At 69.5% G+C, this 13,168-nt stretch carries 15 protein-coding genes; 9 read left to right on the forward strand and 6 right to left on the reverse strand.

Annotation, left to right across the window (positions count from 1 at the left end; all coding sequences use genetic code 11):
* Nucleotides 1–37 precede the first annotated feature (37 nt).
* A complete protein-coding gene (gene efeU / locus EAO79_RS11075; RefSeq protein WP_124769014.1) occupies nt 38–886 on the reverse strand; it encodes an iron uptake transporter permease EfeU in 849 nt (282 codons plus the stop codon).
* A gap of 203 nt (nt 887–1,089) precedes the next feature.
* Here efeU and EAO79_RS11080 point away from each other — a divergent pair, with 203 nt between their 5' ends.
* The 4 genes from EAO79_RS11080 to EAO79_RS11095 all read left to right on the forward strand — a co-directional run bounded on the left by EAO79_RS11080 (nt 1,090) and on the right by EAO79_RS11095 (nt 4,551).
* Nucleotides 1,090–1,623, forward strand: a complete 534-nt coding sequence (locus tag EAO79_RS11080) for a hypothetical protein (RefSeq protein WP_124769015.1) — start codon at nt 1,090–1,092, stop codon at nt 1,621–1,623.
* 39 nt (nt 1,624–1,662) lie between these two features.
* Entirely contained in the window at nt 1,663–1,986 is a 324-nt protein-coding gene (gene fdxA / locus EAO79_RS11085) for a ferredoxin (RefSeq protein ID WP_079705538.1), read from the forward strand.
* Between the two features lie 4 nt (nt 1,987–1,990).
* Nucleotides 1,991–3,112, forward strand: coding sequence for a succinyldiaminopimelate transaminase (gene dapC, locus EAO79_RS11090; protein ID WP_124769016.1), 1,122 nt, complete (start codon nt 1,991–1,993; stop codon nt 3,110–3,112).
* A 179-nt stretch (nt 3,113–3,291) separates the two neighbouring features.
* Nucleotides 3,292–4,551 carry a citrate synthase gene (locus tag EAO79_RS11095; RefSeq protein ID WP_241161050.1) on the forward strand — a complete coding sequence of 420 codons (1,260 nt, stop codon included), beginning with the start codon at nt 3,292–3,294 and terminating at the stop codon, nt 4,549–4,551.
* 105 nt (nt 4,552–4,656) lie between these two features.
* Here the strand turns inward: EAO79_RS11095 and dapD are convergent, their stop codons facing one another.
* Entirely contained in the window at nt 4,657–5,634 is a 978-nt protein-coding gene (gene dapD, locus EAO79_RS11100; protein ID WP_071261031.1) for a 2,3,4,5-tetrahydropyridine-2,6-dicarboxylate N-succinyltransferase, read from the reverse strand.
* 51 nt (nt 5,635–5,685) lie between these two features.
* On the opposite strand from dapD, the gene dapE reads away from it, so the two are divergent.
* The 3 genes from dapE to EAO79_RS11115 all read left to right on the forward strand — a co-directional run bounded on the left by dapE (nt 5,686) and on the right by EAO79_RS11115 (nt 8,273).
* A complete protein-coding gene (dapE, locus tag EAO79_RS11105; RefSeq protein ID WP_124769018.1) occupies nt 5,686–6,783 on the forward strand; it encodes a succinyl-diaminopimelate desuccinylase in 1,098 nt (365 codons plus the stop codon).
* A complete protein-coding gene (locus EAO79_RS11110) occupies nt 6,773–7,996 on the forward strand; it encodes a hypothetical protein (RefSeq protein ID WP_240043921.1) in 1,224 nt (407 codons plus the stop codon). Before dapE ends, EAO79_RS11110 begins: the two co-directional genes overlap by 11 nt.
* 103 nt (nt 7,997–8,099) lie before the next feature.
* Nucleotides 8,100–8,273, forward strand: coding sequence for a DUF3117 domain-containing protein (locus tag EAO79_RS11115; protein ID WP_079002123.1), 174 nt, complete (start codon nt 8,100–8,102; stop codon nt 8,271–8,273).
* Between the two features lie 94 nt (nt 8,274–8,367).
* Here EAO79_RS11115 and EAO79_RS11120 read toward each other — a convergent pair whose 3' ends face one another.
* Complete coding sequence (locus EAO79_RS11120; RefSeq protein WP_064296167.1) at nt 8,368–9,000, reverse strand: O-methyltransferase; 633 nt, start codon at nt 8,998–9,000, stop codon at nt 8,368–8,370.
* 71 nt (nt 9,001–9,071) lie between these two features.
* Here EAO79_RS11120 and EAO79_RS11125 point away from each other — a divergent pair, with 71 nt between their 5' ends.
* Nucleotides 9,072–9,512: a Sec-independent protein translocase TatB gene (locus EAO79_RS11125; RefSeq protein ID WP_124769019.1), complete on the forward strand. Its 441-nt coding sequence runs from the start codon at nt 9,072–9,074 to the stop codon at nt 9,510–9,512.
* Between the two features lie 35 nt (nt 9,513–9,547).
* Here EAO79_RS11125 and EAO79_RS11130 read toward each other — a convergent pair whose 3' ends face one another.
* From EAO79_RS11130 to EAO79_RS11140, 3 genes are read right to left on the reverse strand one after another with little or no spacing between them, the layout of a single operon-like run.
* Entirely contained in the window at nt 9,548–10,738 is a 1,191-nt protein-coding gene (locus tag EAO79_RS11130) for an Mrp/NBP35 family ATP-binding protein (protein WP_240043920.1), read from the reverse strand.
* Nucleotides 10,731–11,273 carry a DUF1003 domain-containing protein gene (locus tag EAO79_RS11135; RefSeq protein WP_071261025.1) on the reverse strand — a complete coding sequence of 181 codons (543 nt, stop codon included), beginning with the start codon at nt 11,271–11,273 and terminating at the stop codon, nt 10,731–10,733. The genes EAO79_RS11130 and EAO79_RS11135 overlap by 8 nt, the downstream gene beginning before the upstream one ends.
* Entirely contained in the window at nt 11,251–12,564 is a 1,314-nt protein-coding gene (locus EAO79_RS11140; RefSeq protein ID WP_124769020.1) for a magnesium transporter MgtE N-terminal domain-containing protein, read from the reverse strand. The genes EAO79_RS11135 and EAO79_RS11140 overlap by 23 nt, the downstream gene beginning before the upstream one ends.
* 68 nt (nt 12,565–12,632) lie before the next feature.
* Here EAO79_RS11140 and EAO79_RS11145 point away from each other — a divergent pair, with 68 nt between their 5' ends.
* Complete coding sequence (locus tag EAO79_RS11145; protein WP_079705546.1) at nt 12,633–13,136, forward strand: general stress protein; 504 nt, start codon at nt 12,633–12,635, stop codon at nt 13,134–13,136.
* The last annotated feature ends 32 nt before the right edge of the window (nt 13,137–13,168 follow it).

The raw sequence follows: 13,168 nt of genomic DNA on the forward strand, positions 1-13,168 counted from the left end.
GGTGCTGGTGCTTGGTTCGTGGTGGGGCGGGGACCGGTCAGGCGTTCGTCGTGACCGGTTTCGTGACCGAGGTCGGGCGCCGACGGCCGAGACCCGAGACCCGGATGAAGCAGACGAGCGTGACGATCAGGTACAGCAGCCACGCACCGAACTGCGCCCAGGTCGGGGCAGGGGTGAAGTTGAAGAGTCCGCCGAGGACGGTGCCGTACCAGCTCGTCGGAGGGATGATCGCGCTCAGGTTGAACGCGGCCTGCCCCCAGCCGGGGATGACGCCCGCTTCCTGGAGGTCGCCGACGCCGTAGGCGAGGACGCCGGCAGCCACGACGACGAGGAAGAGCCCCGTCCACGTGAAGAAGGTGCCGAGGTTGATCCGGACGAATCCGCGGTAGATGAGATACGCGATGACGACGGAGGTGAGGATGCCGAGGAGCGCGCCGATCGAGCCGACGACGGCGCTCTCACCGGAGTTGACGCTCGCCCAGATGAAGAGGGCGGTCTCGATGCCCTCGCGGCCGACGCTGATGAAGCCGAGGACGACGATGCCGATCGCCGATCCGGCGACGGCGGCGTCGAGTCGTGACTCGAGGTCGTGCTTGAGCTCTCGGGCGTTGCGCCCCATCCAGAAGATCATCCAGGTGACGAGCCCGACGGCCAGGATGGAGAGTCCGCCGCCGAGGATCTCCTGCGCCTGGAAGCTCAGCCCGTACGGTCCCCAGGTGAGGATGGCACCGACACCGAGCGAGACGACGATCGCGACGGCGACGCCGAGCCACAACCGGGGGAGGACGTCGCGGCGGCCGAGCTTGTTCAGGTAGGCGACGAGGATGCCGACGATGAGGCCTGCTTCGAGGCCTTCGCGGAGGCCGATGAGGTAGTTCGCGAGCACGTGACCGGACTTTCGGGCGTCGAGCAGGCGGTCGCCCGGGGGAGGCCGTCGTCTGCGGGGTGGGGATGCATCCGAGGGCGCGCCGGGCGGGGACCGTGGTCCGGGCGGGGCGCTGCGACTTCGGAACGCGGTTGGGTAAGGCTAACCTTATCCGACGTCGACCATAGCGCCTGATGCTGAGGCTGTCCAGATACAATCGGCGGATGACCGATCCGGCCCCCGACCCCAGCCTCCCAGACGGCCGCACGGTCGGCGACGACCGCTGGTTCCCGCCGACACCGCCGCAGCAGGACGCACCGCACGAGCAGTCCACGGCGTCGCGGGTGATCGGGATCGTCCTCGCGTTCCTCGTCGGTCTGGCGTACGGCGCCATCGGCACGGTCGCGCACGCCTGGGCGCCCTCCGTACTCGGTGTCGCCCTCCCGGTCGGACTGGTGCTCGGGATCCTCGGCGTGGCCATGCTCCTGGTCGGACTCCGCATCGTCCTGGGGGACCGGCTCGCAGCGTCGGCAGCGGCCCTCGGGGTCATCCTCATGATCGGGATCCTGCTGCTCGAGAGCACCGGCGGCTCCGTCCTCATCCCGCAGGGCGTCTCGGGCCTCGTCTGGACCATCGCGCCCGGTCTCATCGCCGTCCTCGTCGTCGCGTGGCCGAAGCTCCCGGAGCGCGCCCGCACGCGCGACGACCGTCCCGCGGGACCGGCGCCCGAACCGTTCCCCGTCTCGCCGCAGGCGTAGACTGGACAACTCAGTGCTCGTGAAGGGAGCCACCCGCCCGTGACCTACGTGATCGCCCTGCCGTGCGTCGATGTGAAGGACCGCGCCTGCATCGACGAATGCCCCGTCGACTGCATCTACGAGGGTGAACGGTCGCTCTACATCCACCCCGACGAATGCGTCGACTGCGGTGCGTGCGAGCCGGTCTGCCCGGTGGAGGCCATCTACTACGAGGACGACCTTCCCGAGGAGTGGGCGGACTACTACAAGGCCAATGTCGAGTTCTTCGACGAGATCGGTTCCCCGGGTGGGGCCGCGAAGGTCGGCGTGATCCCCTCGGACCACCCGCTCATCGCCGCGCTGCCGCCACAAGCCCACGAGTAGTCGCGTGGCACTGCAGCCGCTGCCCGACTACCCCTGGGACCTCATGGTCCCGTATGCGGAGCAGGCCCGTCGCCACCCCGACGGCATCGTCGACCTCTCGATCGGTTCGCCGGTCGATCCGACTCCCGGCCTCATCCGGGATGCGCTCCGGGCGTCCACGGACGCACATGCGTACCCGACCACGATCGGGACGCCCGAACTCCGGCAGGCGATCGTCGACTGGTTCGCGCGCCGTCGTGGTGTCGAGGGGCTCAGTCTCGACGCCGTCCTCCCGACGATCGGCTCGAAGGAACTCGTCGCGCTGCTCGCCTTCCTCCTCGGCCTGGGCGCCGGCGACACCGTGGTCCACCCGGTGGCCGCCTATCCGACGTACGCGGTCGGCGCGGCGATCGCGGGAGCCGAGGCGTTCGCCTCCGACGATCCGTCCGAATGGCCGGAGAGCACCCGGCTGGTCTGGCTGAATTCCCCCGGCAACCCCGACGGTCGTGTCCTGTCGGTCGACGAGCTGCGCGCAGCCCGAGCCAGAGCCCGCGAACTCGGCGCCGTCCTCGTGGGCGATGAATGCTACGCGGAACTCGGCTGGGAGGGGGAGTGGTCCGACACCCCGACCCCGTCCGTGCTCGATCCCCGCGTGACCGACGGCGACACCGAGGGTGTCCTCGCGATCTACTCCCTGAGCAAGCAGTCCAACCTGGCCGGATACCGTGCCGCGTTCCTCGCGGGCGACGAGCGCCTGGTGCGTCGGCTGGTCACCGTCCGGAAGCACGCGGGTCTCATGCTGCCGGCCCCGCTGCAGGCCGCCATGGTCGCGGCGCTCGGCGACGACGCCCACGTGGCGGAGCAGAAGGCCCGCTACCGCGCCCGACGCGAGGTGCTGCTCCCGGCCGTCCGTGAGGCCGGGTTCCGGGTCGACCGCAGCGAGGCGGGACTGTACCTGTGGATCACCGAAGGCCAGGACGCCTGGGTGAGTATCGACCGCCTGGCGTCGATCGGTGTCCTGGCGGGTCCAGGGGTGTTCTACGGCGAGGCCGGACCGCAACACGTGCGGCTCTCCCTGACCGCCACCGACGAGCGCATCGCGGCCGCCGCGGCCCGACTTCGGGGACTCCGCCCGATTTCGGGGTGAACTCCAAGGAAGTCGCCGGATCACTGTGGGAAACAGCAGTAGGGTCCGAAGCCGATTAGGCTGTATGTGACACGCCGTCGTATCGGAGGGCGATGTCGAGTCCCTATCGCACAAAGATATGAGGAGGCGCCGTGGGCGACGTCGAGAAACAGGCTTCCACCGAGACGCAGCAGGTCACCCTGAACTACCCCGGCGGAACGGCCGAATTCCCGATCCACCAGTCAGCCCAGGGCGCGTCGAGTATCGACATCTCCTCGCTCACGCGGCAGACCGGCCTGACCACGCTCGACTACGGGTTCGTCAACACAGCGGCGACCAAGTCGGCGATCACGTACATCGACGGCGACCAGGGCATCCTGCGCTACCGCGGCTACCCGATCGAGCAGCTCGCCAAGCAGTCGACCTTCCTCGAGGTCGCCTGGCTGCTCATCCACGGTGAACTCCCGACGACCGACGAACTCGGCGGATTCGACGAGAAGATCCGGCGCCACACGCTCCTCCACGAGGACCTCAAGCGGTTCTTCTCGGCGCTCCCGCACACGGCGCACCCGATGGCTGTCCTGTCGAGCGCCCTGCAGGCCATGTCGACCTACTACGAGTCGGACGCCAATCCGCACGATCCCGACCACGTCGAGCTCACGACGGTCCGCATGCTCGCAAAGCTCCCGGTGATCGCCGCCTACGCGCACAAGAAGTCGGTCGGGCAGGCGTTCCTCTACCCCGACAACTCGCTGAGCTTCGTCGACAACTTCCTCAAGCTGAACTTCGGCAACCTCGCCGAGCCGTACGAGATCGATCCCGTCCTGTCGAAGGCGCTCGACCTCCTGCTCATCCTGCACGAGGACCACGAGCAGAACGCCTCGACCTCCACGGTCCGCCTCGTCGGCTCCACCGGAGCGAACCTCTACGCCTCCGTGTCCGCCGGTATCAACGCCCTGTCGGGTCCGCTGCACGGTGGCGCGAACGAAGCTGTCCTGCAGATGCTCGGCCGGATCCAGGAGTCCGGCGAGGGCGTGCAGCGCTTCGTCGACCGCGTGAAGAACAAAGAAGACGGCGTGAAGCTCATGGGCTTCGGGCACCGCGTCTACAAGAACTACGACCCGCGCGCCAAGCTCGTCAAGGAGAGCGCCGGCGAGGTGCTCCGGGCGCTCGGCATCAACGACCCGCTGCTCGACCTGGCTCAGGAGCTCGAGCAGATCGCCCTGGAGGACGACTACTTCAAGGAGCGCAAGCTCTACCCGAACGTCGACTTCTACACCGGCGTCATCTACAAGGCGATGGGCTTCCCGACGCGGATGTTCACGGTGCTCTTCGCCATCGGACGCCTGCCCGGGTGGATCGCCCACTGGCGTGAGATGAACCTCGACCCGCAGACCAAGATCGGGCGCCCGCAGCAGCTGTACACGGGTTCGCCCGAGCGTCCCTTCCCGACGCGCTAATCCTGTCGGTTCCTGAGCCTGTCGAAGGGCGGTTCCTGAGCCTGTCGAAGGGCGGCCCCGCATCCACCTCGGATGCGGGGCCGTTCTGCGTCCCGGGAGGCCGGGTCAGGCGTGCAGTGCCGCGTTCAGCTCGACGCCCGAGCCCGAGCGGGGGAGCACCTCGACGGCACCGGTGAGTGAGTTCCGACGGAACAGGAGGTTCGGGACACCCGACAGCTCGACCGCCTTGACCGTGCGCGGCGCGCCTTCGGCCGTGGCCGCAGCACCCGCGAGGACGACCTTGGTGCCCGCAGTCACGTAGAGACCCGCCTCGACCACCGAGTCGTCGCCGATCGAGATGCCGATGCCGGAGTTGGCGCCGAGGAGGGCGCGCTGACCGATCGCCACCCGCTGCGTCCCGCCGCCGGAGAGCGTCCCCATGATCGACGCACCACCCCCGATGTCGCTGCCGTCACCGACGACGACGCCCTGCGAGATGCGTCCTTCGACCATCGATGCGCCGAGGGTCCCGGCGTTGAAGTTGACGAAGCCCTCGTGCATGACGGTGGTGCCCGGTGCCAGGTGGGCGCCGAGCCGGACGCGCGAGGCGTCGGCGATCCGGACCTTGTCGGGCGTCACGTAGTCGAGGAGTCTCGGGAACTTGTCGATGCCGGTCGCGTGGATGCCGGCGCGGAGGAGCGACGGTCGGAGGCGGTCGAAGTCCGCGGGGTGGACGGGGCCGGCGTTGGTCCAGACGACGATGGGGAGGTGCGCGAAGACACCGTCGAGCGAGATCGTGTTCGGCTGGACGAGCAGGTGGCTGAGCAGGTGCAGCCGCAGGTAGGCGTCCGGGGTGCTCTGCGGAGCGGCCTGCAGCTCGATCTCGACCGTGACGATGTCGATGCGGACGGCCCGGCGCTCGTCGTCGGTCGCGAGGGCCTCGAGGTCTGCGGGGGCGATCCAGCGGTCGCGGCCCTCGGGGATCCGTCCGAGCGAGGGCTCGGGGAACCAGGTGTCGAGCACGGTGCCGTCGGCGGCGATGGTCGCGAGGCCGGAGCCCCAGGCGTGAGTCGGAACAGGGGTCTCGGCAGGCGCAGCGGTCATGGCTCCAGGGTACCGGCCAACACTCAGGTCGACGGCCAATACACTGGTGCCATGCCAGCCGAAGTCCCCGTACTCGACCTGTCCGTCTCCTCGGTGGAACTCACCCAGCAGCTGTGCGACATCGCCTCCGTCTCGGGGGATGAAGCCCGCATCGCCGACGCGATCGAGGCGTCGCTCGAGGGTCTCGAGCACCTGACGATCGTGCGCGACGGCGACACGGTGGTCGCTTCCACTTCGCTCGGACGTGCACAGCGGGTCATCATCGCCGGCCACATCGACACCGTCCCGATCAACGGAAACGTCCCGACCCGGTTCGAGGAGCGCGACGGCGAGGCGGTGCTCTGGGGTCGAGGGACGGTCGACATGAAGGGCGGCGTCGCGGTCCAGCTGAAGCTCGCGGCTGAGCTCGCCGATCCCATCGTCGACATCACCTGGATGTGGTACGACAACGAGGAGGTCGCATCCGACCTCAACGGCCTCGGGCGTCTCGCGCGGAACCGTCCCGACCTCTTCGTCGGTGACTTCGCGATCCTCGGCGAGCCGAGCAACGCCGGCGTCGAGGGTGGCTGCAACGGAACGCTCCGCGTCCACGTGAGCGCCCACGGCAAGCGCTCGCATGCGGCCAGGAGCTGGGTCGGCGTCAACGCGATCCACGCGATCTCACCGGTCCTCGCGACGCTCGCCTCGTACACGCCACGGGAGGTCGAGGTCGACGGGCTCGTCTACCGGGAGGGCGTCAACGCGGTCGGGATCACCGGCGGCGTCGCCGGGAACGTGATCCCGGACTTGGTCACCGTCGAGGTGAACTACCGCTTCGCTCCGAGCCGGACGGGTGCCGAGGCGCTCGCCCACCTCGAGGAGCTCTTCTCCGGCTTCGAGGTCGTGCAGACGGACGTCGCGGAGGGCGCTCGTCCCGGGCTCGACGCGCCGATCGCCCAGGACTTCCTGGCCGCGGTCGGCGGCACACCGGCCCCGAAGTACGGATGGACGGACGTCGCACGCTTCTCCGCACTCGGCGTCCCCGCCGTCAACTACGGACCGGGTGACCCGCTCCTCGCCCATGCCGACGACGAGCGCGTCCCGCTCGCACACATCCAGGACTGCGAGCGCGGGCTCCGCGCCTGGCTGACCGGGCCCGATGGTCGCTGACGCGGCCCACTCGACCGAGGTCGAGGAGCGGCCGTCGATGCTCCGGCGCTGGGCCCGCCTGCCCTGGTGGGGGCGGATCACCATCGTGTACGTGGTGTCGCGCCTGGTGACGACCGCGATGTTCGCGGTCGCGAGTCTGCTGCAGGCGCCGGACTCCCGGTTCGGCGCGTTCCCCTCGCTCGGCACGCTCGCCGCCGGCTGGGACGGACAGTGGTACTGGTGGATCGCGACGTACGGCTACCCGACCCAGCTGCCGCTCGACGACGCCGGCCGGGTCGCGGAGAACGCGTGGGCGTTCATGCCGGTCTATCCGGGGGTCGTGAAGGCGCTCTCGGTCGTCACCTTCCTGCCGTGGCCGGTCATGGCCGTCATCGTCTCGCTGTGCTGCGGCTTGGGGGCGGCCCTGCTGTTCCACCGGCTCCTGCGCATCCGCCTCGGCGATGAACGGGCGATGTTCGCCGTCGTGCTGTTCTGCATCGCCCCGCTCAGCGCCCTGTTCCAGGTCGCCTATGCGGAATCGATGTTCCTGCTGCTGCTGACGCTCGCACTGCTCCTGCTCGTGACGCGCCGGTACGGCTGGCTCCTCGCCGTCATCCCGGTCATGGCGTTCACCCGCCCCGGAGTCCTGGCCTTCTCGCTCCTGCTGGGCCTCCATCTCATCGTGCGTATCGTCACGCGACACCGCGACCCGCTCGCGCGCCGGGAGGTCGTCCTCATCCTCGCGGGCGGGGCCCTCGCTGCCCTCGCCGGATTCGCGTGGATGGTCATCGCCGGTCTCGTCACCGGGACGCCGGAGGCGTACCTCGAGACGGAGCTGGCGTGGCGGGCCGCCTTCATCGGGGAGCAGCCCCTCGTCCCGTTCTCGGCCTGGATCCAGGGCGGCCAGTTCTGGTTCGGGGATGGTCCGGGCATCGCCGTCGTCGCCGCGATCTTCGTCGGCTCCGTCGTGCTCCTGTTCCTCCCACCGGTGCGCCGGCTCGGTGCCGACCTCCGGTTGTGGGTGGGGTCCTACCTCCTGTACCTCTTCGCGGTGTTCTTCCCGCAGACGAGTGTCTTCCGGCTGCTCGTACCGGTCTTCCCGCTCCTCGGTGCGGTCGCCGTCCCACGGAACCGCTGGTACCGCGGTGGCGTCGTCATCGTCTCGCTGGCGTTGCAATGGTGTTGGATCTTCGTCATGTACGGCCTCGCGAACGCGTATTGGACCATTCCCTGAGCGCGGATCGGGCGTCATCCTGCGCCTCGCCGCGCCCAGGATTATCACGAGCCCCCGTGATACGAGATAATGGGGGTCAGTCGAATAACGAGAGGGGACTCGCATGGCCGCAATGAAGCCACGCACCGGAGACGGGCCAATGGAGGCCGTGAAGGAGGGTCGGCTCATCATCGTGCGAGTGCCTCTTGAAGGGGGAGGGCGTCTCGTCGTGTCGGTCAACGACGCAGAGGCTCAAGAACTGCATGATGCACTCGCGGGTGTGGTGAGCGCGGGCTGATCCCCGTCACCGACGCCGCATGAGCCGAGAACCGGCCGCCATCACTGCTCACAGAGTCAGGATGGCGGCCGGTTCGTCGTCGTGCGGGGAGGGCTCAGAGGTTCGGTTTGGTGATCTGCAGGAGGCCGTCGCCGGCCGGGGACAGGGCGCTGACGACCGCGTCTGACGCGGAGATCTCCTGGACGAGCGAGCGGAAGAGGCCTGTGGTCTCGTCCCGCTGAGCCGGATCGGCCACGCGGCCCCGCCAAAGCGCGTGCGGGACGAGCACGGTGCCACCGGGACGCACCAGACGGAGTCCGTGCTCGACGTACTCGATGACCGATCCCGGGTCGCCGTCGACGAGGACGAGGTCGTAGGAGTTCTCGTTCATCCGCGGCAGGACGTCGAGCGCGCTGCCGGTGATGAGGCGGATGCGGTTGGTCGTGATGCCGGCCTCCGTGAACGCCGCGCGTGCCTGCTGCTGGTGCACGATCTCGGTGTCGATGGACGTCAGCACCGCGCTCGTGGCGCCGCGGAGCAGCCAGAGCCCGGAGACGCCGGTGCCGGTGCCCACCTCGACGATGGACTCCGCGCGGGTAGCCGCGGCCACCACCGCGATCTGCGCGCCGATCGCCGGGGAGATCGGTTCGACGCCCAGTTCGTGCGCGTGAGCGCGCGCCGTGAGCATCGCCGCGCTCTCGACGACGACGTCGCCCGCGTACTTCCAGTTGAGATTGTGTTCTGACACCTTGCCTCCGGATCCCAGCGTATGGCCTGCAACTGCTCCGACAGCTGAGGCTCGCGCGGTAGTCTGATGTCGTGTTCGGTCTGACCTTCGACAAACTCCTCATCATCGGGGTCATCGCCGTGTTCCTGCTGGGTCCGGAACGGCTGCCGTACTACGCCTCGCAACTGGCGCGACTCGTCCGCACCCTCCGCGACCTCGCCTCCGGCGCCAAGGACCGGATGCGCGAGGAGATGGGACCGGAGTTCGACGAGGTCGACTGGAAGAAGCTCGACCCGCGTCAGTACGATCCGAGACGCATCATCCGCGAGGCGCTCCTCGACGACGAGCCTCCGGTGACGCCGACGGTCGCGACGACCGCTCCGCTCGACGCGGCTCCCGCAGCCGCGGCCGCCGATGCAGCCGTCCCATCGCTCGAGAAGCCGAAGTCGATCCAGGCGGCGACCGACGAGCGCCTGCGCCGACTCGCCGCCGGAGAGACCGCCGCGCCCCCGTTCGACCTCGAAGCCACCTGAGTCCGCTTCGGTCGCGCACGTCCGACCCGGACGGCTCAGCTCGTGCTGACGCCGAGACGACGACCGGCGAGGCCACGAGGTCTCGCAGCGAGCTGACCGGCCAGCCGGAGGATCTCGGCAGCCGCGGGATCCGTCGGATCCGAGAGGACGATCGGCAGCCCGGCGTCCCCGCCCTCCCGAAGCGGAACGCTGAGCGGGACCGAGGCGAGGAGCGGTACCGGGGCGTCCTGGCCGATCGACAGCCGCGCCGCGAGCGCCTCGCCACCCCCTGAGCCGAACAGCTGCAGGACGCTGCCGTCGGGCTGGGGGAGACCCGCCATGTTCTCGATGACGCCGTGGACGCGCTGCCCGGTCTGGCGCGCCACCACGCCGCTGCGCTCGGCCACCTCGGCGGCGGCCGGCTGCGGTGTCGTGACGACGAGCACCTCGGCGTGGGGGAGCAGCTGGCCGATGGAGATGGCGACGTCCCCGGTGCCGGGCGGGAGGTCGAGGAGCAGCACGTCGAGGTCGCCGAAGAACACGTCGGTCAGGAACTGCTGGATGGTGCGGTGGAGCATCGGTCCGCGCCAGGCGACGGCGACGGCGGTGGTGCCGTCCGTCGGTGCGTCGATGAACATGCCGATCGAGACGACCTTCACACCGTGGGCGACGGGCGGCAGGATCATGTCGCCGACCTGCGTCGGTTTGACGGCCAAGCCGTTCTCGACCAGTCCGAGGAGCCCCGGGATGGAGAACCCGTGGACGTCCGCGTCGACCAGGCCGACCCGCAGGCCGCTGGCGGCGAGTGCGACGGCCAGGTTCGCGGTCACCGTCGACTTCCCGACACCGCCCTTGCCGCTTGTGACGGCGTACACGCGGGTCAGTGAGTCCGGGCCGAACGGGATGCCGCGGGCGCTGCGGCCGCCACGCAGGCGCTCCGTGAGTGCCTGACGCTCCGCCGTCGTCATCACCTGGACGTCGACCGCGACGCTCGTCACCCCGGGGGTCGCCGCGGTGGCCTCACGCACGTCGCGCTCGATGCTCGCCGCTGCCGGGCAGCCGACGATCGTGAGCTTGATGGTGACGTCGGCGGCACCGGTGTCGTCCACCGTGATCGGGCCGACCATGTCGAGTTCGGTGATCGGTTTGCGGATCTCCGGGTCGATGACTCGGGCGAGCGCGGTCCTGATCCGCTCGGCGAGGCCGGTGTCAGCCGCGCCGGTGTCAGCCGCGCCGGCGTCAGCCACGCCGGCGCTCGGGCCCGTCGTGTTCGGGCTGGTCCGTGCGATCCCGATCGAGTTCCTCGAGGAGGGAGCGCAGTTCGGCGCGGATGAAGTCCTTCGAGGCCATGTCCTTGAGGGCCAGTCGCAGCGCGACGACCTCACGGGCGAGGTACTCGGTGTCGGCGAGGTTGCGTTCGGACCGCTGCCGGTCCTGCTCGATCTGCACGCGGTCGCGGTCGTCCTGGCGGTTCTGGGCGAGCAGGATGAGCGGAGCGGCGTACGAGGCCTGGAGCGACAGCACGAGGGTCAGGGCCACGAAGCCGATGTCGACGGAGTCGAACCGGAGGGCGAGTGGACCGTAGGTGTTCCAGGCGATCCACAGGATGACGAAGAGGGTGAGGCCGAGGAGGAACCACGGCGTGCCCATCGCCCGGGCGATCCACTCGGTGAACCGGCCGAAGCGGTCGCGCGAGGCCGGGGCGCGGCGGATGGAACGGACGGAACTCCGAAGCCCCTTCGGAGCGTCGAGCCGGACCTCATTGCGGGGTGCTCGTGCCACGACCTGCCCTCCTTCCGTTCGATCCGAGCCGCTGTTCCGACGCCGGGAGTTCATCGTTCTCGTCGATGCTGCGCCAGTCGTCCGGGAGCAGGTAGTCGAGGACGTCGTCGATCGTCACGACCCCCAGGAGCCGGTGCTGTTCGTCGACGACGGGTACCTGGACGAGGTTGTAGCTCGCGAGGATCCGCGAGACCTCGGCGGCGGAGGTCCGCACGCCCACCGGATCGAGGCTCTGATCGAGCAGGGTCCCGAGGCGCTCGTGCGGCGGGTAGCGGAGCATGCGCTGGAAGTGCACCATCCCGAGGAAGCGTCCCGTCGGTGACTCGTACGGCGGCAGGGTGATGCAGACGCCGGCCGCCAGCGCCGGTGCCAGCTCGGAGCGTCGGATCGACGCGAGGGCCTCCGCGACGGTGGCGTCGGCGGAGAGGATGATCGGCTCGGTCGTCATGAGGCCACCCGCGGTCTCCGGGTCGAACCGGAGGAGCATGCGGACGTCCTCCGCCTCCTCCGGCTCCATGAGCTCGAGGAGGTGCTCACCGCGGTCCTCGGGGAGCTGGGCGATGAGGTCGGCCGCGTCGTCCGGCTGCATCTGATCGAGGACGTCGGCTGCGCGGTCGTCGTCGAGCTGGGCGAGGATCTGGACCTGGTCCGTCTCTGGCATCTCCTCGAGCACGTCCGCGAGGCGGTCGTCAGACAGCTCCTCCGCGACCTCGATCATCCGGTCGCGCGGGAGGTCGAGGAGCGTGTTCGCGAGGTCGGCCGGTTTCAGGTCGGCGTAGGTCGCGATGAGCTGCTCGGCGGACTGGGCCTCGCCGAGCTCCTGCTCCTCGCGCAGCTCGTTCCAGGTGGCGAAGGTGGTCGGGCCCTTCACGAAGGGGGAGGCGGTGGTCTTCGGGCGGCGGACGAACAGCTGCGACACCTGCCACTCGCCGGGGCCCTGCTCCTCGATGGCGACGTCCTCGATCGTCGCCTCCTCACCGGTGGCGCGGAAGACGACGCGTCGGCCGAAGAGTTCGGCGATCACGCGCACCTCGCCACCGCGCTGCTCGAACCGGCGGACGTTGATGAGTCCCGTGGTGATGATCTGCCCGGCGCCGATGCTCGTCACGCGGCCGATCGACACGAACACACGGCGTTTCCCGGGGATCTCGACGATGAGGCCGACGACCCGCGGGGGTTTGCCGGTGCGGTAGACGACGAGCACGTCCCTGACCTTGCCGACACGATCGCCCGCGGGGTCGAAGACGGTGCACCCGGCGAGCCTGGCGACGAACACTCTGGTTGCACTCACGACTACTAACCTACCCGCCGGTGGTCGGCCTGGAGTGCCCGCTCGGGGCGGGGTGAGAGGATGGAGGCATGAGTGATCCGCGACAGTTCGGCCGGAAGGGCGCCCCGGCGCTCGGCGTCATCCCGCGAGGCGAGACGGTGGCCAGCTACGAGAGTTACGAGTCCGCGCAGGCCGCGATCTCGTCGCTCGCCCACACCGATTTCCCGGTCAAGGAGATCTCGATCGTCGGCAGTGATCTCAAGAGCGTCGAACGCGTCACCGGTCGCCTCAGCTACGGCCGTGCTGCGGGAGCCGGTGCGGTCAGCGGTGCCTGGCTGGGACTGTTCCTCGGGCTCGTCCTCGTCATCTTCAATCCCGAGACGAACCTCATGCTGCTCGGAGCCGCGGTGCTCATGGGTGCCGCGTTCGGCATGCTGTTCGGCATCGTGTCGTACTCGGTGACCCGCAAGCGGCAGGAGTACACCTCGGCCACGCTCGTCGTGGCGACGCGCTACGACCTCATCGTCGGCGGTGAGCTCGCGAACCGCGCACGCAACCTCCTGGAGCGCGGCCCGGAGACCGACGCGGGCTGATCCAGCCGCGTCAGGCTCCGAGCCGTCGCCCG

Source organism: Plantibacter sp. PA-3-X8 (assembly GCF_003856975.1).
In the GTDB taxonomy this organism is placed as follows: Bacteria; Actinomycetota; Actinomycetes; order Actinomycetales; family Microbacteriaceae; genus Plantibacter; species Plantibacter auratus.